The organism is Devosia sp. P2_G7, from assembly GCF_056403495.1.
The window spans coordinates 1-23,309 of the sequence record NZ_JBFUFI010000017.1 but is presented as its reverse complement, the minus strand read 5'-3'; the positions used below and the strand labels follow the sequence as shown (position 1 = coordinate 23,309).

Annotated in this window: 23 protein-coding genes; 13 read left to right on the top strand and 10 right to left on the bottom strand. The window is 65.5% G+C overall.

All coding sequences use genetic code 11. From position 1 onward, the window contains the following. Positions 1-9: 9 nt before the first annotated feature. From ntrB to AC1DWU_RS21555, 4 genes are all read right to left on the bottom strand, one after another. Complete coding sequence (gene ntrB, locus AC1DWU_RS21570; RefSeq protein WP_477152069.1) at positions 10-894, bottom strand: nitrate ABC transporter permease; 885 nt, start codon at positions 892-894, stop codon at positions 10-12. A gap of 74 nt (positions 895-968) precedes the next feature. Beyond that, positions 969-2,273 (bottom strand): CmpA/NrtA family ABC transporter substrate-binding protein, encoded by a 1,305-nt coding sequence (locus tag AC1DWU_RS21565; protein ID WP_477152068.1) that lies wholly within the window; start codon positions 2,271-2,273, stop codon positions 969-971. Between the two features lie 360 nt (positions 2,274-2,633). Beyond that, positions 2,634-3,845: a CmpA/NrtA family ABC transporter substrate-binding protein gene (locus AC1DWU_RS21560; RefSeq protein WP_477152067.1), complete on the bottom strand. Its 1,212-nt coding sequence runs from the start codon at positions 3,843-3,845 to the stop codon at positions 2,634-2,636. A gap of 2 nt (positions 3,846-3,847) precedes the next feature. Further along, positions 3,848-4,444 carry an ANTAR domain-containing response regulator gene (locus tag AC1DWU_RS21555; protein ID WP_477152066.1) on the bottom strand — a complete coding sequence of 199 codons (597 nt, stop codon included), beginning with the start codon at positions 4,442-4,444 and terminating at the stop codon, positions 3,848-3,850. 144 nt (positions 4,445-4,588) lie between these two features. Here AC1DWU_RS21555 and AC1DWU_RS21550 point away from each other — a divergent pair, with 144 nt between their 5' ends. The 5 genes from AC1DWU_RS21550 to AC1DWU_RS21530 all read left to right on the top strand — a co-directional run bounded on the left by AC1DWU_RS21550 (position 4,589) and on the right by AC1DWU_RS21530 (position 9,421). Next, positions 4,589-5,737 carry an ROK family transcriptional regulator gene (locus tag AC1DWU_RS21550; RefSeq protein ID WP_477152065.1) on the top strand — a complete coding sequence of 383 codons (1,149 nt, stop codon included), beginning with the start codon at positions 4,589-4,591 and terminating at the stop codon, positions 5,735-5,737. Next, a complete protein-coding gene (locus tag AC1DWU_RS21545; protein WP_477152064.1) occupies positions 5,734-6,504 on the top strand; it encodes an ATP-binding cassette domain-containing protein in 771 nt (256 codons plus the stop codon). Before AC1DWU_RS21550 ends, AC1DWU_RS21545 begins: the two co-directional genes overlap by 4 nt. Positions 6,505-6,542: 38 nt before the next feature. After that, complete coding sequence (locus AC1DWU_RS21540; protein ID WP_477152063.1) at positions 6,543-7,583, top strand: sugar ABC transporter substrate-binding protein; 1,041 nt, start codon at positions 6,543-6,545, stop codon at positions 7,581-7,583. Between the two features lie 69 nt (positions 7,584-7,652). Further along, positions 7,653-8,648 carry an ABC transporter permease gene (locus AC1DWU_RS21535; protein ID WP_477152062.1) on the top strand — a complete coding sequence of 332 codons (996 nt, stop codon included), beginning with the start codon at positions 7,653-7,655 and terminating at the stop codon, positions 8,646-8,648. Beyond that, positions 8,645-9,421, top strand: coding sequence for an SDR family NAD(P)-dependent oxidoreductase (locus AC1DWU_RS21530; RefSeq protein WP_477152061.1), 777 nt, complete (start codon positions 8,645-8,647; stop codon positions 9,419-9,421). The genes AC1DWU_RS21535 and AC1DWU_RS21530 overlap by 4 nt, the downstream gene beginning before the upstream one ends. Before the next feature lie 31 nt (positions 9,422-9,452). Here AC1DWU_RS21530 and AC1DWU_RS21525 read toward each other — a convergent pair whose 3' ends face one another. Further along, positions 9,453-10,085: a GNAT family N-acetyltransferase gene (locus AC1DWU_RS21525; protein WP_477152060.1), complete on the bottom strand. Its 633-nt coding sequence runs from the start codon at positions 10,083-10,085 to the stop codon at positions 9,453-9,455. Between the two features lie 205 nt (positions 10,086-10,290). Between AC1DWU_RS21525 and AC1DWU_RS21520 the strand changes: the two genes are divergently transcribed. From AC1DWU_RS21520 to nudC, 3 genes are all read left to right on the top strand, one after another. Next, positions 10,291-11,025: a GntR family transcriptional regulator gene (locus tag AC1DWU_RS21520; protein ID WP_477152059.1), complete on the top strand. Its 735-nt coding sequence runs from the start codon at positions 10,291-10,293 to the stop codon at positions 11,023-11,025. 1 nt (position 11,026) lies between these two features. Continuing rightward, positions 11,027-11,767 carry a sugar isomerase domain-containing protein gene (locus AC1DWU_RS21515; protein ID WP_477152058.1) on the top strand — a complete coding sequence of 247 codons (741 nt, stop codon included), beginning with the start codon at positions 11,027-11,029 and terminating at the stop codon, positions 11,765-11,767. Positions 11,768-11,904: 137 nt separating this feature from the next. Next, a complete protein-coding gene (gene nudC, locus AC1DWU_RS21510) occupies positions 11,905-12,864 on the top strand; it encodes an NAD(+) diphosphatase (protein WP_477152057.1) in 960 nt (319 codons plus the stop codon). A 3-nt stretch (positions 12,865-12,867) separates the two neighbouring features. On the opposite strand, the gene AC1DWU_RS21505 is transcribed toward nudC, so the two are convergent. The 3 genes from AC1DWU_RS21505 to epmA are packed head-to-tail and all read right to left on the bottom strand — an operon-like array spanning position 12,868 to position 15,817. Beyond that, positions 12,868-13,704, bottom strand: a complete 837-nt coding sequence (locus tag AC1DWU_RS21505; protein WP_477152056.1) for a carbohydrate-binding family 9-like protein — start codon at positions 13,702-13,704, stop codon at positions 12,868-12,870. Beyond that, positions 13,701-14,768, bottom strand: coding sequence for a lysine-2,3-aminomutase-like protein (locus AC1DWU_RS21500; protein ID WP_477152055.1), 1,068 nt, complete (start codon positions 14,766-14,768; stop codon positions 13,701-13,703). Before AC1DWU_RS21500 ends, AC1DWU_RS21505 begins: the two co-directional genes overlap by 4 nt. Continuing rightward, on the bottom strand, positions 14,765-15,817 hold the full coding sequence (gene epmA / locus AC1DWU_RS21495) for an EF-P lysine aminoacylase EpmA (protein ID WP_477152095.1): 1,053 nt from the start codon (positions 15,815-15,817) through the stop codon (positions 14,765-14,767). The genes AC1DWU_RS21500 and epmA overlap by 4 nt, the downstream gene beginning before the upstream one ends. A gap of 157 nt (positions 15,818-15,974) precedes the next feature. Between epmA and efp the strand changes: the two genes are divergently transcribed. From efp to AC1DWU_RS21470, 5 genes are all read left to right on the top strand, one after another. Further along, a complete protein-coding gene (efp, locus tag AC1DWU_RS21490; protein ID WP_477152054.1) occupies positions 15,975-16,544 on the top strand; it encodes an elongation factor P in 570 nt (189 codons plus the stop codon). A gap of 174 nt (positions 16,545-16,718) precedes the next feature. Beyond that, positions 16,719-17,669, top strand: coding sequence for a ring-cleaving dioxygenase (locus AC1DWU_RS21485; RefSeq protein WP_477152053.1), 951 nt, complete (start codon positions 16,719-16,721; stop codon positions 17,667-17,669). 128 nt (positions 17,670-17,797) lie between these two features. Next, a complete protein-coding gene (locus AC1DWU_RS21480) occupies positions 17,798-18,166 on the top strand; it encodes a hypothetical protein (protein WP_477152052.1) in 369 nt (122 codons plus the stop codon). 6 nt (positions 18,167-18,172) lie between these two features. Then, complete coding sequence (locus AC1DWU_RS21475) at positions 18,173-19,345, top strand: hypothetical protein (RefSeq protein WP_477152051.1); 1,173 nt, start codon at positions 18,173-18,175, stop codon at positions 19,343-19,345. Then, positions 19,261-19,980, top strand: a complete 720-nt coding sequence (locus tag AC1DWU_RS21470) for a hypothetical protein (RefSeq protein WP_477152050.1) — start codon at positions 19,261-19,263, stop codon at positions 19,978-19,980. Before AC1DWU_RS21475 ends, AC1DWU_RS21470 begins: the two co-directional genes overlap by 85 nt. A 22-nt stretch (positions 19,981-20,002) precedes the next feature. On the opposite strand, the gene AC1DWU_RS21465 is transcribed toward AC1DWU_RS21470, so the two are convergent. Continuing rightward, positions 20,003-22,198, bottom strand: a complete 2,196-nt coding sequence (locus tag AC1DWU_RS21465; protein WP_477152049.1) for a vWA domain-containing protein — start codon at positions 22,196-22,198, stop codon at positions 20,003-20,005. Then, positions 22,195-22,737: an RNA polymerase sigma factor gene (locus tag AC1DWU_RS21460; RefSeq protein ID WP_477152094.1), complete on the bottom strand. Its 543-nt coding sequence runs from the start codon at positions 22,735-22,737 to the stop codon at positions 22,195-22,197. Before AC1DWU_RS21460 ends, AC1DWU_RS21465 begins: the two co-directional genes overlap by 4 nt. Positions 22,738-23,309 lie beyond the last annotated feature (572 nt).

Here is a 23,309-nt window from a genome sequence, read left to right as displayed (position 1 = left end):
ACGCTCCCCTCAGTTCGCGGCTGTGCCGCGGGTGATGAAGGCGCCGAAACTGGCAACCAGGCGATCGAGCATGAAGCCGATCACGCCGATATAGACCAGCGCCACGATGATGTCGGGCAGGCGCGACGAGTTCCACGCATCCCAGATGAAGAAGCCGATGCCGACGCCGCCGGTGAGCATTTCCGCCGCGACGATGGCGAGCCAGCTGAGCCCGATCCCGATACGCAACCCGGTGAAGATGTACGGCGCCGCCGCCGGCACCATGATCTTGAAGAAGAACTCGATCGGGTTGAGCCGGAGAATGGCGGCGACGTTCCGGTAGTCGTTCGGAATGTTCCGGACGCCCACCGCGGTATTGATGATCACCGGCCACACGGCGGTAATGAAGATCACGAAGATCGCCGAGGGATGGCTATCGCGGAACGCGGCCAATGACAGCGGCAGCCATGCCAGCGGCGGCACGGTGCGGAGGATCTGGAAGATCGGGTCGAGCCCGCGCATCGCCCACACCGATTGTCCGATGAACGCGCCGACCGCCACGCCGACCAGTGCGGCGAGGCCGAACCCCACCGCGACGCGCTGCAGAGAGGCGAACACCCGCCACGCCAGCCCGATGTCGCCGTTGCCGTAGTCGAAGAACGGGTTCCAGATCAGCTCGCCTGCCTGATCCCAAACCACCGAGGGCGGCGGCAGCGACGCACCGGGCGTCGAGCAGGCGATCTGCCAGATCAGCAGCATCAGGAGGATGACGATGACCGGCGGCACGACCGAACGCGCAACGCCCGCGGCAATTTTCTTCATGTCGATCTTCCGGCCGACGGGCTTGCCCGGAAAGGCGAACACTTTCGCCTTTTGGGGCGGCGCGGCGGTTTCGAACTGGGCCTCTGCACTCATGATCGCGGGGTCCGTACTGAAAGGGGAAAAAATGCGGCGCCGAGCCAGGGAGGACCCGGCGCCAGTAGGGGACATCAGCCGAGAGCGGTGATCGCGAGGCTCTCGAGATAGGCGGATGGGTTCTCGGGATCGAACACCTTGCCGTCGAAGAAGGTCTCCGGCCCGCGCGAGGTCGAGGTCGGGATATCGGCCGCGGCAATGCCGAGGGTCGTCGCCGCATCGCGCCACAGGTCTTCGCGGTTCACCTGGTCGACCAGCGCCTTAACGTCGGTGTCGGCCGGGAGGTACCCCCAGCGGATATCCTCGGTAAGGAACCAGGCGTCGTGGCTCTTGAACGGATAGGACGCATGGTCCTTCCAGAACTTCATCTCGAGCCCGGTGGCCTTGGCGACACGGCCATTGCCGTAGTTGATGTCGCCCTTCAGCCGCCCCAGCACATCGGCCGGCGGCACGTTGAACCAGCCGCGCTTGCCGAGGATTTGTGCCAGCTCTTCCTTGTTGGCCATATCGTCGGCCCACTGCGCCGCTTCCATCACCGCCATCAGGATGGCGCGGGTAGCGATCGGGTTGGCGTCGATGAAGTCGTTGCGGAGGCCGAGCGCCTTTTCCGGATGGCCCTTCCACAGCTCGCCGGTTGAAGCGGCTGTAAAGCCGATGCCCTGGTTGACCAGTTGCTCGTTCCACGGCTCGCCGACGCAGAATGCGTCCATGTTGCCGACCTTCATGTTCGCCACCATCTGCGGCGGCGGCACGGTGATGGTCGAAACGTCGGTGTTCGGGTTGATGCCGCCGGCGGCGAGCCAGTAGCGGATCCACAGGTCATGCGTGCCGCCTGGGAAGGTCATCGCGACGGTGACTTCCTTGCCCTCGGCCTTGCGCTTCGCGAACACGTCCTTCAGCGGCGAGGAGTCGAGGCCGACCCCGACATCCTTGTAGGCCTGCGACACCGAGATCGCCTGGCTGTCGAGATTGAGCCGCGCGACGATCGACATCGGCAGCGGCACGTTGTTCTGAGTCACCTTGCCGGTGGAGATCAAATACGGCATCGGCGTCAGGATATGGGCACCGTCAATGCCGTTGGCTGCACCACCGAGCACCAGGTTGTCGCGCGTTGCGCCCCAGCTGGCCTGCTTCAGCACTTCGACATCCGGCACGCCATGCTTGGCGAACAGGCCCTTCTCCTTGGCAATGACCAGCGCCGAGGCGTCAGTCAGCGCAATGAAGCCGAGCTTGGCGCCAGTGACTTCGGGTCCCGCACCCTGGGCGAAGGCGCCCGAGGGGAACAGCGTCTTGGCCGCAACGAGCGTCGCTGCGGTTGCCGTGGTACCGGCCAGGAAGGCGCGCCGGCTCAGGAGGGTGGTCGAGGTCAACTTCTTCATCAGTCTCTCCGTGTGATGCGATCAGCCGGCGCCCGAAGTGCCCCTCGGCTCCCAAAATGAAAAAGCTGCCAGCAGGTCGTAGCGCTGGCCCGAAAGCCAGTGAAACGTTCCTGTTGGCAGCCTTGCCTGTTTGGGAGCGCCCACCGTTGGACGCCGGATCATCGCGATTTCGCGTGTCGGAGAATACAATGCATGTCCCGTGCCAAACTGGCCGGAGGCAATAAGATAAGATATTTCAGCTTGTTACAGCATTGCCCGCAAATTAGGCAGGCGCCAATTGTGCCCAATCAGAATCCACACAGCCGCGTACCGATGCAAAAATAGGCAAAATAGGAATACGCCTAAATCGTGCGCAGACTGTCAAACAGCTTTCTGCGCGGCGATATACGCGTCAACCTGATCGGGATCGAACACCCGGCCATCGAAGAACCCGTCCGGCCCGATAACCAGCGTGCTCGCGGTCACCGTCACCTCGGTCGGCGCTGCCAGCAGCCCCTCGATCTTGCTGTCCACGACCGGCATCGGCACCCCAAGGGGCGCCAGCGCCGACCGGTACACATCCGGCCGGAACGTCATCGCCGCCGCTCGCGCCCGTTCCGGCGTGTGCTCGACTTCGCCCCAGCGCACCATCTGGCTGTAGAACCACGCCGCGTGGCTGCTCCACGGGAAGTTGGCCGCCCCCGCATACGGCACGAAGTGGTCCGGCACACTCGCCGCCATCCCGCCGCCGATATCGAGTTGCCCATCCAGCGCCGGCAGGATCAGCTCCGCTGGCAGACCCAGATAGTGCGGCGACGACATAATCTCCGCGGTCTCGGCATGGTTGGCGCTCTCGCCACACCAGCGCGCCGCGTGGTGCACCGCCCGGATCAGCCCGGCGACAATCTCGCTATTGGCTTCGGCCCAGTGCGCCCGCATACCGATCACCTTGTCGGGGCTGCTTCGCCAGATCGAAGCCTTGACCGTCGCGATATGCGCGCCGGCGTTCTTCACCCCCACCGTGTTCCACGGCTCACCGACGCAATAGCCATCGATTCCGCTCGAACCCAGCGCCTCCGGCAACAGCGGCGGCGGCAGCACCACGATCTCGATATCGCGATCCGGCGCGATGCCGCTCGCCGACAGCCAGTAGCGCAGCTCGTAATTGTGCGACGAGGTCTGGTGCACCACGCCGAACCGCAGCTTCCGCTCCGACGCCGCGACCACCCGCTTCAGCGCCGCGCCCACCGGCCCCGCCTCCAGCGTCGCCGGCGCTCCGGCATCCGCCATCCGCGCCCAAAGCTCGGCGCTCACCGTGACGCCGTTATTGCCGAGCCCCAGGATCATCGGCGTGATCATCGGCACCGACAGCGGATTGAGCCCCAGCGTCGCCGCGATCGGCATCGGCGCCAGCATCTGCGCGAAGTCGAAATGCCCCAGCGCCGCCCGGTCGCGGATATTGGCCCACGAGGTTTCCTTGACCAGATGCAGGTCCAGCCCCTCGGCCGCCGCGAACCCCTTCTCCCGCGCCAGCACCAGCAGCACGCTATCCAGCAGGGGCAGGAATCCGGCGGAGAGGGGGATGAGCGACATGATTATTCCTCTGGGCCGAGCAAGCTGTCGGCCGTAACTAGGCTCTGGGCGATATCGACGATCCGTCGGTTCTGGTTCATCGCGGTCTTGCGCAGCAGCGCATAGGCATCCGCCTCAGCGAGACCGCGCGTTCGGAACAGGATCGCCTTGGCCTGGTCGATGACCTTGCGATCCTCAAGCTCGCTGCGTGCCTGCTCCAGTTCGCGGGTCAGCCGCGCGAAGGCGTTGAAGCGGCTGACGGCCATGTCGAGGATCGGCTTCACCCGCTCCTTCTTCAGCCCGTCGACCACATAGGCCGACACACCCGCCTCCACCGCCGCCTCGATGGCGGAAGCGTCGGAGCGGTCGACGAACATGGCAATCGGCTTCCGGAGCGCCCGGCTCAGCGTGAAGAAGTGTTCGAGCCGGTCGCGGTTGGGGTTCTCGAGATCGATCACCACCACGTCGGGCATGTCGCGCTCGATCACCCGCGCCACCTCGTTGATCTCATTGACCACGGTGACGCGCAAATGCCCCGCCTCCCGCAACCCGTCCTCGATGATCGAGGCACGAATGCGGTTCTCGTCGATGACCAGAATGGCGAGGTCCTGCACCTGCATGGGGCTGACTTATCTGTCCCAAGCCACAAAGCGCAAGCGGTGCTCGCGCAACCCTGCTGCGCATCGACTACGGCCGATTTCTGAATTCCATTTGACTTAATAAATCAGCCAGCACAGTCTCCCTTCCAGCCTAGGAGGGACGCCTTGGGCCTGAGAGGGACGAACCAGGAATTCGGACGGCCGTACAATCGGCGGATCGTCCTCGAAGCCATCCGTGCGACCGGCCCCACGACCCGTGGCCGCATCGCCGCGGAGGTCGGACTCACGGTGCAGACCGTCTCCACCATCATCCGCGAACTCGAAGAGCAGGGCTTCATCCTGTCGCTCAAGGAAGAGCCGCGCGGCCGTGGCCTGCCTCCGACGACGCTGCGCATCAATCCCGAAGGCGGCTATGCCATCGGCATCTACATCACCCCGCTGGGCATCGACGCGGCGCTGATCAATCTCGGCGGCGATGTCATCGGCAGCGCCCACCGCAATGCTGCCCACGCCACCCCCGACGAGGCCTTCACGCTGATCGGCGCAATGGTCGCAGAGTTGCGTGCCCTCCGCCAAGGCGTCCGCATGCTCGGCGTCGGCCTCACCCTGCCGGGCCCATTCGGGGTCGAGTCGATGAGCTTCGTCGGCCCCACCACCATGGTCGGTTGGGACAACGTGCAGTTGCGCGAGCGCCTCGCCGAAGTCACCGGCCTGCCCGCCTTCATCGAGTCCGACATGGCCGCAGCGGCGCTCGGCGAACGGCTCTATGGGCGGGGCGCCGAGTTCGCCGATTTCTACTACCTGTTCGTTGGTGTCGGCCTCGGCGGCATCATGGTGCACGAGGGTGTGGCCCAGCGTGGCGCCTGGGGCAACGCCGGCGAAATCAGCCACATTCCCGTCGTGCCCGATGGTGAGCCCTGCCCTTGCGGTAATCGCGGCTGCCTCGAACGCTACATCTCGCTCGAGGCCTTCGCCCGCCGCGGCCTCGGCGAAGCTGCCTATGCCGACGCCATCGCCCCGCAGCTGCGCGCCGCGCTGATCACCGTCGAGAACCTGTTCGATCCTGAGACCGTGATCCTCGGCGGCCTCGCCCCGGAGAGCCTCTCTGCCGAGTTGGCACGCGTCGCCGCCGACCTGCCCAACTCCGTCTCCGCCCGCCGCGATCGCAAGGCACCGCGCCTCATCGTCTCCAATGGCGGCCCGCACACAGTGCTGCGCGGCGCCGCGGCGCTCGCCGTCGCCGGCGTTCTCTCACCCCGCTTCGGCCAGCTCTTCGCCCCCGGCCGCGACCAGATGAAGGGCCTTGCCGCATGAGCACATTCGAGCCGCTGCTCGTCCTCGACGACATCAAGAAGAACTACGGCGCCATCGAAGCGCTGAAGGGCGTCAGCTTCACCATCGGCAAGGGCGAGGTGGTGGCGCTGTTGGGCGACAATGGCGCCGGCAAGTCGACGCTGGTGAAGATCATCGCCGGCGGGCTCGAACCCACCTCCGGCAAGATGCTGTTCGAGGGCCGCGATTTCCTCGCCAAATCGCCGTCCGAAGCCAAGGTTGCGGGGATCGAGACGGTCTACCAGGACCTCTCGCTCGCCACCAATGTCGATGTCGTCGCCAACTTCTTCATGGGCCGCGAGATCACCAAAAAGGTCCTCGGCATCCCCGTGCTCGACGAAAAGGCCATGGAGGCCGTCGTCGCCAAGGCCATGGCCAGCGCCGGCACGAAAATCCCGTCGCTCCGCACCAATGTCGAGCACCTCTCGGGCGGCCAACGCCAGGCCATCGAGCTCAACCGCTTCGTCCACTGGGGCGGCAAGCTGGTCCTGCTCGACGAGCCCTTCGCCGCGCTCGGCGTCGAGCAGACCCGTCGCGGCCTCGAGATGATCCGCCAGGTCGCCAGCCAGGGCATCGGCGTCGTCATCATCACCCACATCATGCAGCAGGCCTTCCAGGTCGCCGACCGGATCGTGGTGATCCGCCAGGGCGTCGTGGCCGGCGACGTTGCCACTAAGAATACGAGCCCCGATGCGGTGGTCCGCATGATCACCGGGGAGACCCTGGCCGCTGCCGGAGCGGCTGGCTGAAGGGGAAACGGGAAATCCGGCATCAAGGAGCGAACGAAATGAAGCGAATACTCCTATCCGTCTTCGGCGTTCTGGCAGTGGCGCTTGCCCTGCTGTCGCCTGCCTTCGCCCAATCGAAGGGCAAGGTCTACTACCTCGTCCCCACGCTGATCGATGAATTCCAGACTGGCTCCGTGTCGGCGCTGGAAATGTTCCTGAAGCAGGTCGGCTACGAGATGCAGACGCTGAACGCCGACAACAAGACCGACGTCCAGCAGTCCCAGATGAACGACGTCATCGCGCTGAAGCCCGCGGCCATCATCCTCGCCGCCGTCGACTTCAACGCCTTGAAACCCTCGATAGAAGCCGCCATGGCGGCCGGCATTCCGGTGGTGGAATTCGACCGCCAGATCACCTCCACTCCGTCGGCCTTCACCTCGGTCGCCGGCACCGTCGAGATCGGCTACGTCGCCGCCGGCGTGGTCCAGGACCTGCTGACCAAGAAGAACGGGTCGGTGAAGGGCAAGGTGCTGCAGGTGCTCGGCGATCCGGGCGACCCCTACACCCTCGATATCCAGAAGGGCTTCGAGGAGAAGATGGCAGCCTTCCCTGACGTCAAGATCATCTCGGTTCCCGCCATGGCCTGGGCCGCCGACGCCGCCGGCACCATTGTCAACGACCAGCTGCTCGCCAATCCCGACATCGACCTGATCTTCAACCACGCCGCCCACCTCTCGGTCGCCGCCGCCGCTTCGCTCGAAGCAGCCGGCAAGAAGCCGGGCGACGTGCTGATGCTCTCGTCTAACGGCGCGCCGGTCGGCCTCGATCTGATCCGCAAGGGCTGGATGCAAGCCGAAGTCGAGCAGCCGCTTTATGCGCAGGCGGCCGCCGTCGCCATGTTCATGGACAAGATCGTCAACCACCAGGAGATCAAGCCCGGCGAGTATGACGTGCTCGGCCTGAAATCCACTGTGACCAACGAAGCCTGGGGCCCGAATATCAAGATCCCCGGCGCCGCCATCACCATGGAAAACATCGACAACCCGGCCTTCTGGGGCAACATGAAGCCCCCGACGGACACCATCAAGTCGGTGGAATAAGCCCGTCCTCAACCACGTCCCCCTCCCTCGTGCGGAGGGGGACAGATGTCCCCTCACCGGAACCCCAGCATGAACCCCAACACCCGCCGCACCCTCGAGTTCATTCTCGATAACCTCGTCTGGTTCATGCTGCTGTTCGTGTTGATCGTGTTCTCCGCCTTCGTGCCCAATTATTTCCAACCCGGTATCTTCGCCAATATCATCGAGGCCTCATCCGTGCTCGGCGTCATGTCGATCGGCCTCGCGCTGGTGATCATCGCCGGCCACATGGACCTTTCGGTCGAGTCCGTCGCGGCGCTCTCCGCCATGGCCGTGGGCATCATCTTCTGCTCCGCCGGCATCGGCATGGGCGTACAATTGACGCCCGACTGGCTCGGCGTCCCCGTTTCGCTCATCATCGCGCTCGCCGTCGGCAGCGCCATCGGCGCGCTCAATGGCTTCCTCATCGTGAAGCTGAAGATGAACGCCTTCATCGTCACGCTGGCCTCCTACATCTGGGTGCGCGGTGTCGTGCTCGCGATATCGGGCGGCCGCTCGGCACAGGATCTCGCACCCGCCATCCGCTGGTTCGGCGTGCAGCGCCTGCTCGGCCTGCCGCTCACCGCCTGGATCGCCATCGCCTGCTTCGTGGTGTTCTCGCTGATCATGGCCAGGACGCGCTTCGGCCGGCACATCGTCATCATCGGCGGCAACCAGAACGCCGCTTTCCGCGCCGGCATCAAGGTCGATCGCATCCTGATGCTGAGCTTCATCCTCGCCGGCGCCATCGCCGCGCTCGCTGGCTGGCTCCTGGCCATCCGCACCTCCGGCGCCACCGCCAATCTCGGCATTGGCCTGCTCTTTAACGCTTTCGCCGCGGTGGTCATCGGCGGCGTCAGTTTGAAGGGCGGCGTCGGCGCCCTGCCCGGCGTTTATGCCGGCGTGCTGCTGCTCTCGGCCATCAACACCGCCATCAACCTGATGGGCCTCCCCGCCACCTCCACCCAGGTGATCCACGGACTGCTGGTGCTCGCCGCCGTGCTCCTCGATACCCTCAAACTCTCGATTCGGCAGAAACTCGCATGACCAAAAGACTTGAAGGCAAGACCGCGCTCGTCATCGGAGCGGCGCGCGGCATCGGCAAGGCCATTGCTGTTCGCTTCGCCGAGGAGGGTGCGAACCTCGTCATCGCCGACACCGAACGCGAAGCCGGCATGACAACAGCCGCGGAGCTCGATGCGCCGTTCATCTACACCGACATTTCGAAGCTGGCCGACGCAGAGGCCGCCGTCGCCCTGGCGCTCAAGCAATATGACCGCCTCGACATCCTGGTGCAGAATGCCGGCATCTACCCCTGGCAACTGCTCGAGGAGACTTCGGTCGACGACTGGGATCGCGTCATGGGAGTGAACCTGCGCGGCAGCTTCATCGCTGCACGCGCTGCGCTCACGCCGATGAAGGCGCAGGGCTACGGCCGCATCCTCTTCACCTCATCGATCACCGGCCCGCACGTCACCAGCCCCGGCCATGGCCACTACTCGGCCACCAAGGCCGGCATCAACGGCCTGATCCGCGCCGCCGCGCTCGAATTCTCGGGCTACGGCATCACCGTCAACGGCGTCGAGCCCGGCAACATCCTCACCGAAGCTGTGCAGCAGCACCGCTCCCCCGCCTTCATCAAGTCGATGGAAGACGCCATCCCACTGGGCCGCCTCGGCAGCACTCGTGACGTCGCCAATGCCTTCCTGTTCCTTGCCTCCGACGACGCCAGTTACATCACCGGCACGACGATCGTGGTCGATGGTGGCCAACTGCTGCCCGAGGGGAACGACTTCAAGATCATGCCGGATCGACCATAAGGCGGGAGCGGGCCTGCCCTAGGCCAATCGCCTACAACCGGCGCGCCATGTACACCGCGTTTCGTGGCGCCCCTTCGCCCGTCAGCCTCTCGAACCCGAGCTTGCGATAGAACGCCTGTGCCCGCCGATTTTTCGGGCCCACCCCGAGGTGCATCCCCGGCGCACCGGCGGCTCCCAGCCGCTCCATCACCAGGTTAAGCGCCGCTCGCCCGATGCCGCGCCCCTGCACCTCCGGAAGCAGGTCGATATGCCCATGCGCCGGGTAGGGATGCAGGGCCTCGGGATAGACGAACGTCGGATGATGAATCTCATATCTCGCCCAGTCGCTCCCCCGCCAATGCTCCCGGTCCGGTCCGGGATCCGCGAGCTGCTCCGCAATCGGCGGGAACCACTCGCTTCCGGCCCAGCGATAAAATGCAGCGCTGTCCACCGCCCCCAGCACATACCCGCACACCCCGTGCGGCCCATCGACAACGAACGCAAACTCCGGCGCAAACACCTGGTACGGCACCGCGTAGATCAACCCCAGCAGGTCCACATCATCTTCCCGCGCCGTGGCGTCCCTGCCGTTATCCCCGGTCTTCAGGCACACCATGCACAACGCCGAATGATCAGCCTCCGTCGCCGCCCGCAGCCGGTACCCCTCGCCGAAATCAAGCACCATGCCGGAAGCGCCCCTTGCCGTCGCGCGACAGCAGTTCCTGTACCGCCAAGGTGCACCCTTCCCTGCTAACTGGTATGTTGTTGGTTTGGCCCAGTATGTCCATTGGCCGGAACTCCTGCAACTTTTCGTGCGGCACGCTTGCCAACGCCAGTCCAAAATCATACCAGCTGCGGACTGAACCACGCATCGGTGGCCGGGAGCAGCCTTGGACTTTTACGCAGCTGTACGCGAGCGCATGGAGCGGCAGCACGGCCCGCTGGGCGAGCGGCTGCGCAACGCGTTGACCGCCGTGCTCGATTCCGGTGGCATCGCCCCGGGCGAGTCGCTGCCCTCGGAGCGCGAGATGGCCGAGGCGCTCGCAGTCTCCCGCTCGACCCTGCGCCAGGGCCTCAAGGAACTGGCCCAGATGGGCATCGTCGCCACCCGCCCGGGCGCCGGCACCGTCGTCGTCGGGCGCATCCCCAAGGCCCTGTCGCGCCTCTCCGGCTTCTCCGAGGATATGCGCCTGCGCGGTCTCGAGCCCAGCTCACGCGTGCTCGAGTGCTCCATTGGCCAGGTCGGGGCCGACGCCGCCTTCCGCACCGGCCTGCCGCTTGGCTCGCCCATCCTCACCCTCGTCCGCCTGCGCCTCGCCGGCGGCGAGCCGATCGCCTACGAGCGGGCCGTGGTACCGGTCGAGACGGTCGGCGCCGACTATGACGGCACCGGCTCGCTCTACGACCGCATGGATGCCCGCAACGCCCGCCCGCAGCGCGTCCTGCAGAGCCTCCAGGCCACCGAGGCCGACGAGGAACTGGCCGGCCACCTATGCATCCGCCGGGGTGCCGCCGTACTCGAGATTTCGCAACTCGGCTACGGCGCAACCGGCACCGTCGTCGAAGACGCGATCAGCTGGTACCGCGGCGACCGCTACAAATATGTCGGCGAGATCAGAGGCTAGAATGACCATCCCACGCCAGCGCTACCGCGATCAGGTCACAGCCCTCCTCGACCGCGTGCTCGCCGAACAGTCCGATGCCCTCGATGCCGCCCGCGACGCCGTGGCCACGGCGCTCGGCAGCGACCACCTGGTCTATGTTGCCGGCTCCGGCCACTCCCACCTCATCGCCGAGGAAGCCTTCTACCGCGCTGGCGGCATCGCCGCCGCCCAGGCCATCCTCGATCCCGACCTGATGCTGCATCTCGGCGCCGAGCGCTCTACCCTGCTCGAACGCGAAGCCGGCCGCGCCGAGCGCGTCCTCGCCGACTATCCGGTCGAGGCCGGCGACGTGGTCTTCATCGCGTCCAATTCGGGCCGCAACGCCTACCCGATCGAACTGGCGCTCGCCTGCAAGGCTCGTGGCGCCACCACCATCGCGCTGACCTCGCTGCGGCACGCCGGTGCCACTACCTCGCGCCACGAGTCGGGCAAGCTCCTCTTTGAGGTCACTGACCTGGTGCTCGACAATGGCGGCGAGTACGGCGACGCCGCGCTCAGCGTCGGCGACAACGACATCCGCATGGGCCCGACCTCGACCATATCAGGAGTGTTCCTCCTGAACGCCGTGCTCGCCGAAGCTGTCGACCAGCTGTCACGCAACGGTGTCGAGGTTGATGTCTATCAAAGCGCAAACATGCAGGGCGCCGAAGCCGCTGCAGAGGAAATGATCCGCCGGTGGCAATCGCGGATCAGGGGGCTGTAGGGTCGTCCGGGCAGGCGACCCTACAGCCTCGACTAATTTGCAGGTGGGCTGCCCCCCATCTGCCCCACAGATGCGTCCCGGCTTGTAGCCGGTTCGACATCCCCCTAAACCTTCCGGCGAATTTGGAGGGTTGAGCGGTGGATTTCGGGTTTGCATTCAAGCCGGGTGAACTCGATCGCGTCGCGCACCTGCGCACCACGGACGAGGCGCGCAACGACGCCCGGGCCCGCACGCTGGTGTTCTGGCGCGGCAAGCTTCTCGCCGATGCCGACGGCCGGCCCGCAGCCGTGCCGCTCGATCACCCAGCCCTCTCCGATAGCCGCGAAGCGCCAATCTTCGTTGGGCTGACGCCCGAGGGGCCGCGCTTCGCTGTCGACCTACCACTCTGGTCGCCGCCTGAGGATGCCACGACCATCGGCCAGTTCATCGACCAGACCCAGCAGGTCCATCCCAGCTTCCCCGACGCGAAGTTCACGGAAATCCGCGGTCTGATGCCGATGCTGTCGCGGCTCGAAGGCGAAACCGTCGCCACCGGGCGCGCCCTGATCGGCTGGCACGGTACCCACCGCTTCTGCGCCAATTGCGGCGCGCCGAGCAATGTCGAGAGCACCGGCTGGGTCCGCAAGTGCCCGCAATGCGGCACGCAGCATTTCCCGCGCACCGACCCGGTGGTGATCATGGCAGTCACCCGCGGTGACCTGCTGCTGCTCGGCCGCAGCCCCAGCTGGCCGGAGCGGATGTATTCCCTGCTCGCCGGCTTCGTAGAGCCGGGTGAAACCATCGAGGCCGCCGTGCGCCGCGAGACGCTGGAGGAGAGTGCCATCAAGGTCGGCCAGGTCCGCTACGTCTCCTCGCAGCCTTGGCCGTTCCCGATGTCGCTGATGTTCGGCTGCCAGGGCGACGCCACCAGCGAGGCGATCACCATCGATCCGGCCGAGCTGTCCGACGCCCGCTGGGTTACCCGCAGCGAAGTGCTCGAAATCCTCGCCAGCACCCACCCCGAGATCAACAAGCCCCGTCCCGGCGCCATCGCCGGCGCGCTGATCGAAGCCTGGGCGAACGGCAAATTGCTCGACGCCGACCACTGGAACAACTGAGCCCTAGCCCTCGCTCCCCACCAGCTTCGTCGAGAAGTGGATGTACGGAAACAGCTCGGGGATGTGCGAGTCCCAGACGCCATGCGCGCTCCAGGCCCAGCCGCCGGAGTCCTCGGCCGGCGCTGCCGCCCGATAGGTGTTGAAGCGCGAGAAGTCCATCCGCCAGGTGTCGCCGTCACGCGGCGGCAGCGTTCGTCCGTCAGTCGCAAGCTGCTGCATGCCTGACCACGGAATGGCAATCTCCGCCGTCCAGCCGCGATCGCGGTCGCGGTTGTCGTTGATTGTCCCATCGACTGCGACTGCGCTTCGAAGTCCCGGCAGGTCCCAGTTGAAGAACCCCAGCCGCGGGCCGCGCGGGTGCTTGTCGAAGCCGACGCCGTTCCATGGCTTCGCCCCGGGCGCCGTGCGCGAGAACTCCGGCGCCTTGCTGAAGCCCGCGCGTTCATACGCATCCTCCCACAGGAAGAAGGCCTCATAGATCGTGCCCAGCGCATTGATCTCGAGTTCGTAATACGCGTCCGCCCCGGCCACGAACACCTCGATGTCGTTCTCGCTCCAGATCAGCGAGTCACGCTCGGTGAGCTTGGCCTCGACAAACGGCTCCTCGACCCAGAAGCCGGCATAGAGGTAGCTGTCATCCCACAGCACGGCCGCTCGGGTGTCATGCACCGTCGGCTTGCCCGTGATCAGGTCGACGAAGCGCGGCGAGCGCGGGGCCAGCCGCCAGCTTGCATCATCGAGCTTACCGCCAATCGCGAGTGGCTCGGGCACGCGATAGGCGGTGTAATGCGCAACTCGTTCTTCGGGCCAGGGAAACGGCGGCGCCGACCCGGTGCTCATGTGGCCTCATATCCCCCTGCCGGTGGATAGGCATGCACCCCGCCCTGCCAGTCCGACACGGAATAGGTTCCCTCGCCCGTCACCTCGACATTGCTGGCCGCGATCGGCGCCTTGCCGTAGCCCCCGGGGATATCGAGCACATAGGTCGGCTGGCACAGCCCTGACACCCGGCCGCGCAGGCCCTTCACCAGCGCCTGTCCTTCGGCGATCGACAGCCGGAAATGCGCCGTGCCGGGCGCGAGGTCCGGATGGTGCAGATAATACGGCCGCACCCGCATCTCGACGAAACCGCGCATCAGTTCCGCCAACACATCGGCATCGTCGTTGATGCCCCGCAGCAGCACCGACTGGCTGAGCATCACCACGCCCGCGTCGACCAGCCGCCCCGCCGCAGCTCGCGCCGCCGACGTCAGTTCGCGCGGATGGTTGGCGTGCATCGCCACATAGGTGGTCTTGCCACTGGCCTTCAGCGCCGCGATCAGCTTGTCGTCGACCCGCTCCGGCTCCACCACCGGCACCCGGCTGTGGAAGCGCACGATCTTCACATGCGCGATGTCCCTGAGCCGTACCATCATCTCCTCGAGCCGCCGTGCCGACAGCACCAGCGGATCACCGCCGGTGAGGATCACCTCCCAGATCTCCGGATGCCCGGCGATGTAGCCGATCGCGGCATCCATCGCCTCGGGCGTCAGCGTGCCCAACCCCTCGGGCCCAACCATCTCGCGCCGGAAGCAGAACCGGCAGTAGACCGGGCAGACATGCACCGCCTTCAGCAGCACGCGGTCAGGATAGCGGTGCACGATCCCCTCGACCGGCGAATGCGTCAGGTCCCCGATCGGGTCCGCCCGCTCTTCCGGCGTCACGCTCAATTCGGCGAAGTCCGGCACGAACTGCTTGGCGATCGGATCGTTCGGATCGTCGCGGTCGATCAGCCCCGCCATCGCCGGCGTGATTGCGACCGCGTACTTCTTCGCGACGGCCTCGGCATCATCCAGCCGCTCCGCATCGAGCAGCCCGGCCGAGACCAGCTCCGTCGCCGACCGTATCGCGCGATCCTGTTTCATCTGTCGCCTCCGACCACCGGCACCCACAGCACGTCTTCGATCCGCCGCGCCCCGACGGTCAGCATCACCAGCCGGTCGAACCCGAGCGCCACGCCGCTGGTTTCCTCCATCAGCGGCAGCGCCGCGAGCAGGTCTTCATCCAGCGGATAAGTTTCATGGTACAGCCGCAGCTTTTCGTCCATCTCGGCTTGGAACCTTACGCGCTGTTCTGCTGCGTCTGTCAGCTCGCCAAACCCGTTCGCCAACTCTACGCCGCACGCATAAAGCTCAAACCGCTCCGCCACCCGCCGGTCATCCACCGTGCGACGAGCAAGTGCAGCCTCCGCCACCGGATACCGATCCAGCACCGTCACCCGCCCAAGCCCCAGATTCGGCTCCACTTTTTCCACTAGCACCCGACTGAACAGATACGACCAGGTATACTCCCCCGGCACCTCCAGCCCCACCCGCCGCATCTCGGCGGCAAGCGCGTCGGCATCCGTCACCCCGTCAGCGTCCATCGTCGCGAACAGGTCAATCCCCGCAAACCGTTGAAAAGCCTCGACAACTCCAAACCGCTCCGGCTCGACGAACGGATCGCACTCCCGCCCCTTGAACCGCAACAGCGCGTTTCCGGCGGTCTCCGCCGCAATCCGCAACATCGCCACACAGTCGGCGATCACCGCGTCATACCGCTCCCCTGCCCGATACCACTCCAGCATCGTGAACTCGGGATGATGCAGCGCACTCCGCTCCCGATTTCGCCAGACATGCCCGAGGCTCGCGATCCGCCGCTCCCCCGCCGCCAGCAGCTTCTTCATCGAGAATTCCGGCGACGTATGGAGATACAGCGTCTCCCCCACCCCATCATTGCCGATCGCCGTGGTGGCGAAGGCATGCAGGTGCGTCTCGTTGCCCGGGCTGCGCTGCAAACCCGGCGGGTCCACCATCAGGAAATCCTGTTCCGCCAGATACTTGCGCAGTGCCAGCTCGATCCTGTTCCGCGCCAGCAGCGCAGGCCGCCGGTCTGCATGCACCGATGGCGTCCACCACGGCGAAACCGGCGGCAAAGAAGAGGACGTGGGCAACGGCAGTGTCTTTCGGCTCAGGACTGGCGGTTTTCGCGGAATTAGGATATCGGGCGGCACCGAATAGTCAGATCAGCGCGTCCGCCGGCCTCCGTTGCCGCTCTCTAGGCCGCCGCCAACCGTTGAACAAGGAAGAAATATGGTCAAGGTCATCGCCTCGTCCCTGCGCAAAGGCCACGTCGTCGAGCAGGACGGCAACCTGCACGTCGTGCTCACGGCCGAGAACGTCCACCCCGGCAAGGGCAATTCCGTCACCAACGTCAACATGCGCCGCATGTCGGATGGCGTGAAGGTGATCGGTCGTTGGCGCACCGTCGAAATGGTCGAAAAGGCCGACGTTGACGAGCGCGAATACCAGTTCCTCTACCACGACGGCGAGGGCTACCACTTCATGGACCCCGCCTCGTACGAGCAGATCGCCGTCTCCGAGGACGTCGTCGGCGATCAGGGCGCCTTCCTCACCGACGGCATGTTGGTCTACCTGAAGACCTTCGAAGGCAACGCCATCGCCATCGAACTGCCCGCCCGCGTCACCCTCGAAATCACCGAGACCGAACCGGTAGTGAAGGGCCAGACCGCCTCCTCCTCGTTCAAGCCGGCGACGCTCTCGAACGGCGCCAAGACCATGGTCCCGCCCCATATCGGCGTCGGCACCCGCGTGGTCGTGATGACCGAAGACGGCAGCTACGTCGAACGCGCCAAGGACTGATCCTCGGTCAGACCGACCTGGCGCGACACAATCCCCGCGAAAGCGGGGATTTCTTTTCCAACCGTCCCCGCCCACATTGTTCACCCCCCATTGACAACCCGTCGGCATCCGGGGGCTCTGCCGGAACCTTCGTTCAGACTATGTATTGGCCACCGATAACAACGGAGGCCAGTCATGACCCTCGAACTCAAAGGCATTCATCACCTGACGGCAATCACCGCCCAGGCGCAGCGCAATGTCGAATTCTACACCCGCACGCTTGGCCTCAGGCTGATCAAGAAGACCGTCAACCAGGACGACGTCAGCGCCTATCATCTGTTCTATGGCGACGCGATCGCCTCGCCGGGCGCCGATCTCACCTTCTTCGATTGGCCCACCGCACCGTCGAAGCGCGGCAACCACGAAGTGTCGCGCACCGGCCTGCGTGTCGGCTCCGAAGCCGATCTCAAGTGGTGGAAGGAACACCTCACTGAGAAAGACATTTCCTCGGGCAACATCAAGGAACGTGCCGGACACCTGTCGCTCGACTTCGAGGACTTCGAAGGCCAGCGCTTCCGTTTGATCGCCGATCCGAAATCCGCTGCCGGTCATCCTTGGTCCGAAAGCCCGGTGCCCGCCGAGCATCAGATTATCGGCCTCGGCCCCATCACCCTCGCCGTCCCCGATCTTCGTCGCACCGAGCCGGTGCTGACCAAGGTGATGAACATGCGCGAGGTCCGCTCCTACCCGGCACGCGAGAAGAATGGCGAAATCCATGTCTTCGAGATGGGTGAAGGCGGCGCCGCGGCCGAACTGCATGTCGAGGTGAACCCCGATCTGCCGCAGGCCCGCCAGGGCGCCGGCGGCGTGCACCATGTCGCTTTCCGCACCCCGGACAAGGAGCAGTTCGACGAGTGGGTGAAGCGCACCGCTCAATTCGGCGTCCGCTCCAGCGGCGAGGTCGAGCGCTTCTATTTCAAGTCGCTGTACTTCCGCGAGCCCAACGGCATCCTGTTCGAGATCGCCACCGACGGCCCCGGCTTCACCGCCGACGAACCGCTCGAAACCCTCGGGCAGCGCCTCGCGCTGCCGCCCTTCCTGGAGGACCGTCGGGCCGAGATCGAAGCAGGTTTGAAGCCGTTGTAACAATATAGTTGCCAGATCGAGCGTGAAGGATTGCCCCAACACGAGCCCTTCGCTAACTGTGGCGGGCAGAGAGAAGCAGTGTGCGGTTCGTGCACTGCTTCTCCATCGCACAGCGTCACGGAGTTCCCATGTTGGAATCCAACAAATCTTCCAAGCCGAAATCTCGCCTGCGCCTAGTGGTCGTTGCTATTCCCACTGCCGGGCTTTTGTTCTTGGGTAGCACGGTCACCAGCCAGGCCTTTTTCACGCCCGAGGTGATCGAACAGATCGATCACTTCGTCGAGTGCTTCGGCTGGATGGTCACTGACCCCGAAATGCACAACGCCAAGTGCTCGCCACCAAACTACGTCTGGCCCGCCGAATCGCTAAGTGGCTCTGACGACGGTGACGGACCTGAAGTGATCGTCACGACGACGACGACCACGACGACCACCACCACGACAGGCACCGGTGGCGGGAACGAGGGCGGGAACAACGAGGGCGGCAGCCTCGGCTAGGTCCGCATGACAGCCGCCGACCAAGCGATCGCGGAGGCACGGCACCACTTAGCCGGGGCGGTGCCGTACCGGCGCATTGCCGTACTCCTCTTTCTGGCACTTGCAGGGATCGCCCTGCGGTTCGCTGTCTTCGCCTGGATCAAAGGCGGCACCGACCCGACCGGTTATGTTCAGGCGCTCTGCGTCTGGGACTGCGGCTGGTACAGAACCATCGCCGAAGGCGGCTACGACCTCGCGCCGGGTGTCCGGCTTCGCCCGGGCGCCGCCAACTGGGCCTTCTTTCCGCTCTCGCCCGCCCTCGCGGCCCTGTTCGGCCGCGTGACCGGGCTGTCGGCCGAATGGGCCGGCTTCATCGTTTCGAACACGGCGGCAATCCTCGCTGCCCTGGCAGCGCGCCCACTGTTCGCCAGCGCACGGGCCTACTGGCTGTTCGCCACCGGCCTGCTCATCGGCCCCTTCTCCTTCCTGTTTTCCAGTCTGCACACCGAGGCGCTCTTCATCCTCCTGACGACGCTAGCCCTGCTGGCGCTCGATCGGTCGCGCTATGTGCTGGCTGGCCTGTTTGCCGCCCTCCTCTCGGCGACGCGTATCACCGGCGTGCTGATGGTCTTCGCGCTTCTGACCCGGGCCGTGGAGCAACACCTCACGGCTGGCGGGCGCTGGCGCGACCTGCCGCTCGCGCTACTGGGCAATCCGCGGTTGGTGCTGGGCGTCATGCTCGCCCCGGCGGGTCTGTTCGTCTACATCGCCTATCTCAGCTACCTCACCGGCGATGGATTTGCCTTCGCCCACATCCAGCGCGCCTGGGGGCGGGAGTTGGTCAGCCCGCTCGATACGATCAGCGCGCTGCTGACGCTGACCTGGCCGCTGACTCCGGCCGCCATGGTGACCGCGAGTTGGACAGTCGCGGCTCTGGTCGGCGCCGCCGCCTGCCTGTTGCTGGTGGTCCAGCGCCGGCTGCCCGCCGCGATCTTCTGCCTGCTCTGCGTCCTGGTCTCACTTTCGGCAGGCCCGACGTCGCTGGTTCGCTTTGTTGCCGGCTTGGCCCCTATCGGGTGGGCTATCTCCGATCTCGTGTCGCGCTGGAGGCCGGCTTGGCTGCTCGCCTTTCCGATCGTCATCATCCTCGACATCGTGCTGACGATCGGCTGGATGAACAGTTCGCTGTTCGTGATGTAGCCATGCGCCAGCGCCGCGACACCATTCTCTATAGCTTGGCCGCCCTGCTGCTTGCGGGGGAAGCCGCCATTCTCGCCATCGCGATGTCGCCCACCGTCGATCCGCTCTATCGCGCTTACTACATCGACAAATCCAGCGACTGCTTCCCCCTGCCCGTACGGGGCACCTATGCCCTTGGCGAACGCGTCTCGTTCGGAGCCGACGGCGGCGCACCGCGCGCGTCGCTCACCCGCTGCGGATGGCGCGATCCGGACACAGCGGGCTCCTGGTCAGACGGTGATCGATCCATGCTGCGCTTCGCCGTTGCGGCGCCGTCCGACCTACTGCTCGAACTCAACATGCGGCCCTATGTGGATCGCGACACCACCCGGCAGCGCGTGGAAGTCATCGTCAATGGCGCCTCGCTTGGCACGCTGGAGTTTGCAGGACGCTCAGCGACAAGGAGAGAGATCGCCATTCCGGCTGCCGTCATTGGAAGCTCCAGCTTCGTGGACATCACCTTGATCTATCCCGACGCAGAGAAGGTGTCGGGACCAGCCGGCACCGGCAGCCGCGTCTATGCCGTCTTTCTCTACGATCTGCGGCTCTCGACGCGGTCGAGCGCGGCACCGTCAGCAGCGGGGCCGCGCTCGTAAGCGCCGTGGGGGGCTGGCGGCGCTATTGCTTGGGCGTCGCCGCCTCGGTTTCCGGTACCAGCACCTTGGCCATGTCGATCAGCTGCATGAACTCGGCGCGATAGCCGTTCTCATCGGCGCCGCGGGCACCCTGGGCCAGCGTCCGGATGTCGTTCCAGCTCGTCTCGCCATAGTTCGAACCCTTGAGCTTCTGCCCGAAGGCGGCGACCGCTGCGGCGAAGCGGGAGTCGTCATCGGCCTGGGCCAGCTCGTTGACCGCGTCGGCCCTAGTGATCGGCTGCTCGACCAGCGTCGAGGTGTCGCCGTCCGGCAGCTTGTAGCGCAGCTTCAGGAAGCCGATCTCGTCGGTCGTCGGCATCATTGGCGTCGCTTCGACCGGCGGCGCTCCGGCCGTGCCGCCCGCTTCGTAGCGCAAGGGATCGTTGAGCTCGGCGCCCGAGCCGACCGGGGTGATCTCGTAGAGCGCGGTGACGGTAGTCCCCGCGCCGATCTCGCCGGCGTCGACCTTGTCGTTGTTGAAGTCCTCGCGGTTCAGCGCCCGGGTCTCGTAGCCGATCAGCCGGTACTCGCTGACCACCACCGGGTTGAACTCCACCTGGATCTTCACGTCCTTGGCGATGGTCTCGAGCGTGCCACCGGCGTCCTCGACCAGCACCTTCTGGGCTTCCTTGAAGCTGTCGATGTAGCTCGCATTGCCGTTGCCGTTCTGCGCCAGTGCCTGCATCGTATCGTCGCCGAGATTGCCCTGGCCGAAGCCGAGCACCGACAGGAACACCCCGCCGTCGCGCTTACTCTTGATGTAGGTCTTCAGGTCTTCCGGATCGTCTATCCCGACATTGAAATCGCCGTCGGTCGCGAGGATCACCCGGTTGACGCCGTTGGACACCTTGTTCTGCTCAGCCAGCCGGTAGGCCAGCTCGATACCTTCGGCGCCGGCGGTCGAGCCACCGGCCGAGAGGTTCTCCAGCGCGCCGAGGATCTTGGCTTTCTCCGTCGCCTTGGTCGGCTCCAGCACCACGCCGGCCGAACCGGCATAGGTGACGATCGAGATCGTGTCGTTTGCGCCGAGCTGGTCGACCAGTAGCGCGAACGCCCGCTTCAGCAGCGGCAGCTTGTCCGGCTCATCCATCGACCCCGAGGTGTCGATCAGGAACACCAGGTTCGACGGCTTGTCCTCGGTCACCGGGGCCACATAGCCCTTGATGCCGATCTGAACGATCTGCGTCTTGCCGTTCCACGGCGTCGGATAGACCGAGACGGTTGGCTTGAACGGCGTCGAGGCGTCGGTCGGGGCCGGGTAGTTGTAGTTGAAGTAGTTGATCAGCTCCTCGATCCGCACCGCATCGGGCTCCGGCACCCAGCCCTCGGTGAGCGAGCGCCGGACATACGAATAGGCGGCCGTGTCGACGTCGATCGAGAAGGTGGAAACCGGATCGGTCTTCACCACCTTCACCGGCGATTCCGTGAACTTGGTGAACTCGTCGCCGCTCGGCTCCGTCGGCGTGGCAATCGTCGCGTCGGCTGGCGCAGGTGCCGCGGCGAACGATTCCTCCTGCATCATGCCGGCAGACAGGGTCGGATTGGCCGCCTGCTGCTTGGGCGCAGCCATTCGCATCTCGGTCATCGGTGCGACCGGTGCCGTTGCATCGAGCGACATGCTGGCCTGCGGAGCGACCTCGTCGCGCATCTGCAGATCTGCCTCACCTTCCGGCGCGGCCGCCGCAAGGTTCGAAACGTTGCCATCGGCGCCGACAGTCGCAGGGGCTTCGGCCGTCGTGGTGGCCGTCGCGCCGCCGGCTGCTTCCTTCTTCAGCGCATCGACGCGGCCGATCTCCATCGGCGCGGGTTCGGGCTGCACCACCGGCTTGTCCGCATCGGTGGTGCTGACGGCCACCGGCGGCACGCCGATCGGGGTGATCGCGGTGGTGGTGTAGAGCTGGTAGCCGAGCGGCAACAGCAGCAGGGCGACTGCGGCGGTGCCGAGGCCGTAGGTGAGACGCGTATTCATGGTCCAAGTCCCTTTCGCATTGGCGAAGATGGACCTGAGACGCTGGGTGATGGGATTTCCTTGGGCAGCTTTCTTCTGGCTCGCCTGCTCCGCATCGAACGCCAGCATCGCGGCGTCGAGCGCGCGGCGGCGCGCCGCCCCTGAAGGAGCCGGGGTCTGCGCCTGCTGCAGCGCGTTGAGCTTTTCGTCGTCGTTCATGTGGTTGCTCATAGGAGCCCCCTCAGGGTCTTTTTTGCCTCGTGGACGTGCCATGAGACTGTCGCCTCCTTGCACCCCATGATCACGCCGGCTTCGGCGTGGCTCATCCCCTCCGCGTAAATCAGCAGCACCGCATCCCGTTGCTGTTCGGGAAGTCTGCGCACCGCATTCCACAACTCCCCAGAAGTCGCTGCGTCTTCCTGCTCAGGCAGGTATTCATCCGGCGCCACCTCGGCATAGCGATCGGCATTGCGCCCGCGCCGGCTCCGCGCCCGCTGCATGTCGCGCACCGCGTTGAGGGTCACGCGATAGAGCCAGCTGGTGAACGCCGAGCGCCCGTCGAAACTCCTGAGGATCGAGGCGAGCTTGACGCACACATCCTGCGCCACATCCTCGGCATCCGAAACCTTGCCGCACCATTTGCAGGCGGTGCGGAAGATGAAGTCGTAGTGCCGCTCCACCAACTCGCCAAATGCACGCCGATCGCCGCCGACCGCCCGCGCGATCAGCGTTTCGTCGGCTGTGGGGGCGTCGAGCACCCCGGTGTTCATGAATTCAGGCGTCAAGGATCGTAGCACCTGCGTGAGCTTTCCGTCGGCATTCTAGGGTGAGACGATGAACGCGGGCTGATCCTTGGGGTGAGGGTGAAGATTTTTCGCATGCAATGAGCGGAGGCGAGCCGAAGCGTCCGACAGCCCGTGGGCTTCGGAGGTTTCAAAGAACCTTCCCCTGATCGAGGAAGTGAAGCGGGACCGGCGAGGCGTTTGCCCCGTAGCGGTAGTCCGCAGATGAAAGAGGCTCACGCCTCGCCGGCCGGCCGGGGTTTTGGGCCTATGCCACCAGTGCCGGGGCGCATCCCCTGCCGCATCGCGGGAACGATGGCAGCTCAGTTGGCGGCCGGAATGCCAGCACCGCGTTTCCTTGCTCCCGCCCGGCTCATGCGTGCCAGGCTTCGTCCCTTGGGCTGCTCCGCATCGAGCGACCCTCGCGTGATAGCGGCTTGACCGGCGAACCGGTCCTTGCCGTGATGGTTTCCGCCTGAACTGCAGCGACCCGCAGCCCACCCGGTCTCCCCCGCACCAACCACTCGTCATGATCTCGCTTCGGTGCAGCGGACAGCGGA

What these genes read in the sequence shown, in the direction of transcription:
- ntrB (WP_477152069.1), bottom strand. Translation starts at nt 894, where the DNA reads ATGAGTGCAGAGGCCCAGTTCGAAACCGCCGCGCCGCCCCAAAAGGCG.
- AC1DWU_RS21565 (WP_477152068.1), bottom strand. Translation starts at nt 2,273, where the DNA reads ATGAAGAAGTTGACCTCGACCACCCTCCTGAGCCGGCGCGCCTTCCTG.
- AC1DWU_RS21560 (WP_477152067.1), bottom strand. Translation starts at nt 3,845, where the DNA reads ATGTCGCTCATCCCCCTCTCCGCCGGATTCCTGCCCCTGCTGGATAGC.
- AC1DWU_RS21555 (WP_477152066.1), bottom strand. Translation starts at nt 4,444, where the DNA reads ATGCAGGTGCAGGACCTCGCCATTCTGGTCATCGACGAGAACCGCATT.
- AC1DWU_RS21545 (WP_477152064.1), top strand. Translation starts at nt 5,734, where the DNA reads ATGAGCACATTCGAGCCGCTGCTCGTCCTCGACGACATCAAGAAGAAC.
- AC1DWU_RS21540 (WP_477152063.1), top strand. Translation starts at nt 6,543, where the DNA reads ATGAAGCGAATACTCCTATCCGTCTTCGGCGTTCTGGCAGTGGCGCTT.
- AC1DWU_RS21535 (WP_477152062.1), top strand. Translation starts at nt 7,653, where the DNA reads ATGAACCCCAACACCCGCCGCACCCTCGAGTTCATTCTCGATAACCTC.
- AC1DWU_RS21530 (WP_477152061.1), top strand. Translation starts at nt 8,645, where the DNA reads ATGACCAAAAGACTTGAAGGCAAGACCGCGCTCGTCATCGGAGCGGCG.
- AC1DWU_RS21525 (WP_477152060.1), bottom strand. Translation starts at nt 10,085, where the DNA reads ATGGTGCTTGATTTCGGCGAGGGGTACCGGCTGCGGGCGGCGACGGAG.
- AC1DWU_RS21515 (WP_477152058.1), top strand. Translation starts at nt 11,027, where the DNA reads ATGACCATCCCACGCCAGCGCTACCGCGATCAGGTCACAGCCCTCCTC.
- AC1DWU_RS21505 (WP_477152056.1), bottom strand. Translation starts at nt 13,704, where the DNA reads ATGAGCACCGGGTCGGCGCCGCCGTTTCCCTGGCCCGAAGAACGAGTT.
- AC1DWU_RS21500 (WP_477152055.1), bottom strand. Translation starts at nt 14,768, where the DNA reads ATGAAACAGGATCGCGCGATACGGTCGGCGACGGAGCTGGTCTCGGCC.
- efp (WP_477152054.1), top strand. Translation starts at nt 15,975, where the DNA reads ATGGTCAAGGTCATCGCCTCGTCCCTGCGCAAAGGCCACGTCGTCGAG.
- AC1DWU_RS21485 (WP_477152053.1), top strand. Translation starts at nt 16,719, where the DNA reads ATGACCCTCGAACTCAAAGGCATTCATCACCTGACGGCAATCACCGCC.
- AC1DWU_RS21480 (WP_477152052.1), top strand. Translation starts at nt 17,798, where the DNA reads ATGTTGGAATCCAACAAATCTTCCAAGCCGAAATCTCGCCTGCGCCTA.
- AC1DWU_RS21475 (WP_477152051.1), top strand. Translation starts at nt 18,173, where the DNA reads ATGACAGCCGCCGACCAAGCGATCGCGGAGGCACGGCACCACTTAGCC.
- AC1DWU_RS21465 (WP_477152049.1), bottom strand. Translation starts at nt 22,198, where the DNA reads ATGAGCAACCACATGAACGACGACGAAAAGCTCAACGCGCTGCAGCAG.
- AC1DWU_RS21460 (WP_477152094.1), bottom strand. Translation starts at nt 22,737, where the DNA reads ATGAACACCGGGGTGCTCGACGCCCCCACAGCCGACGAAACGCTGATC.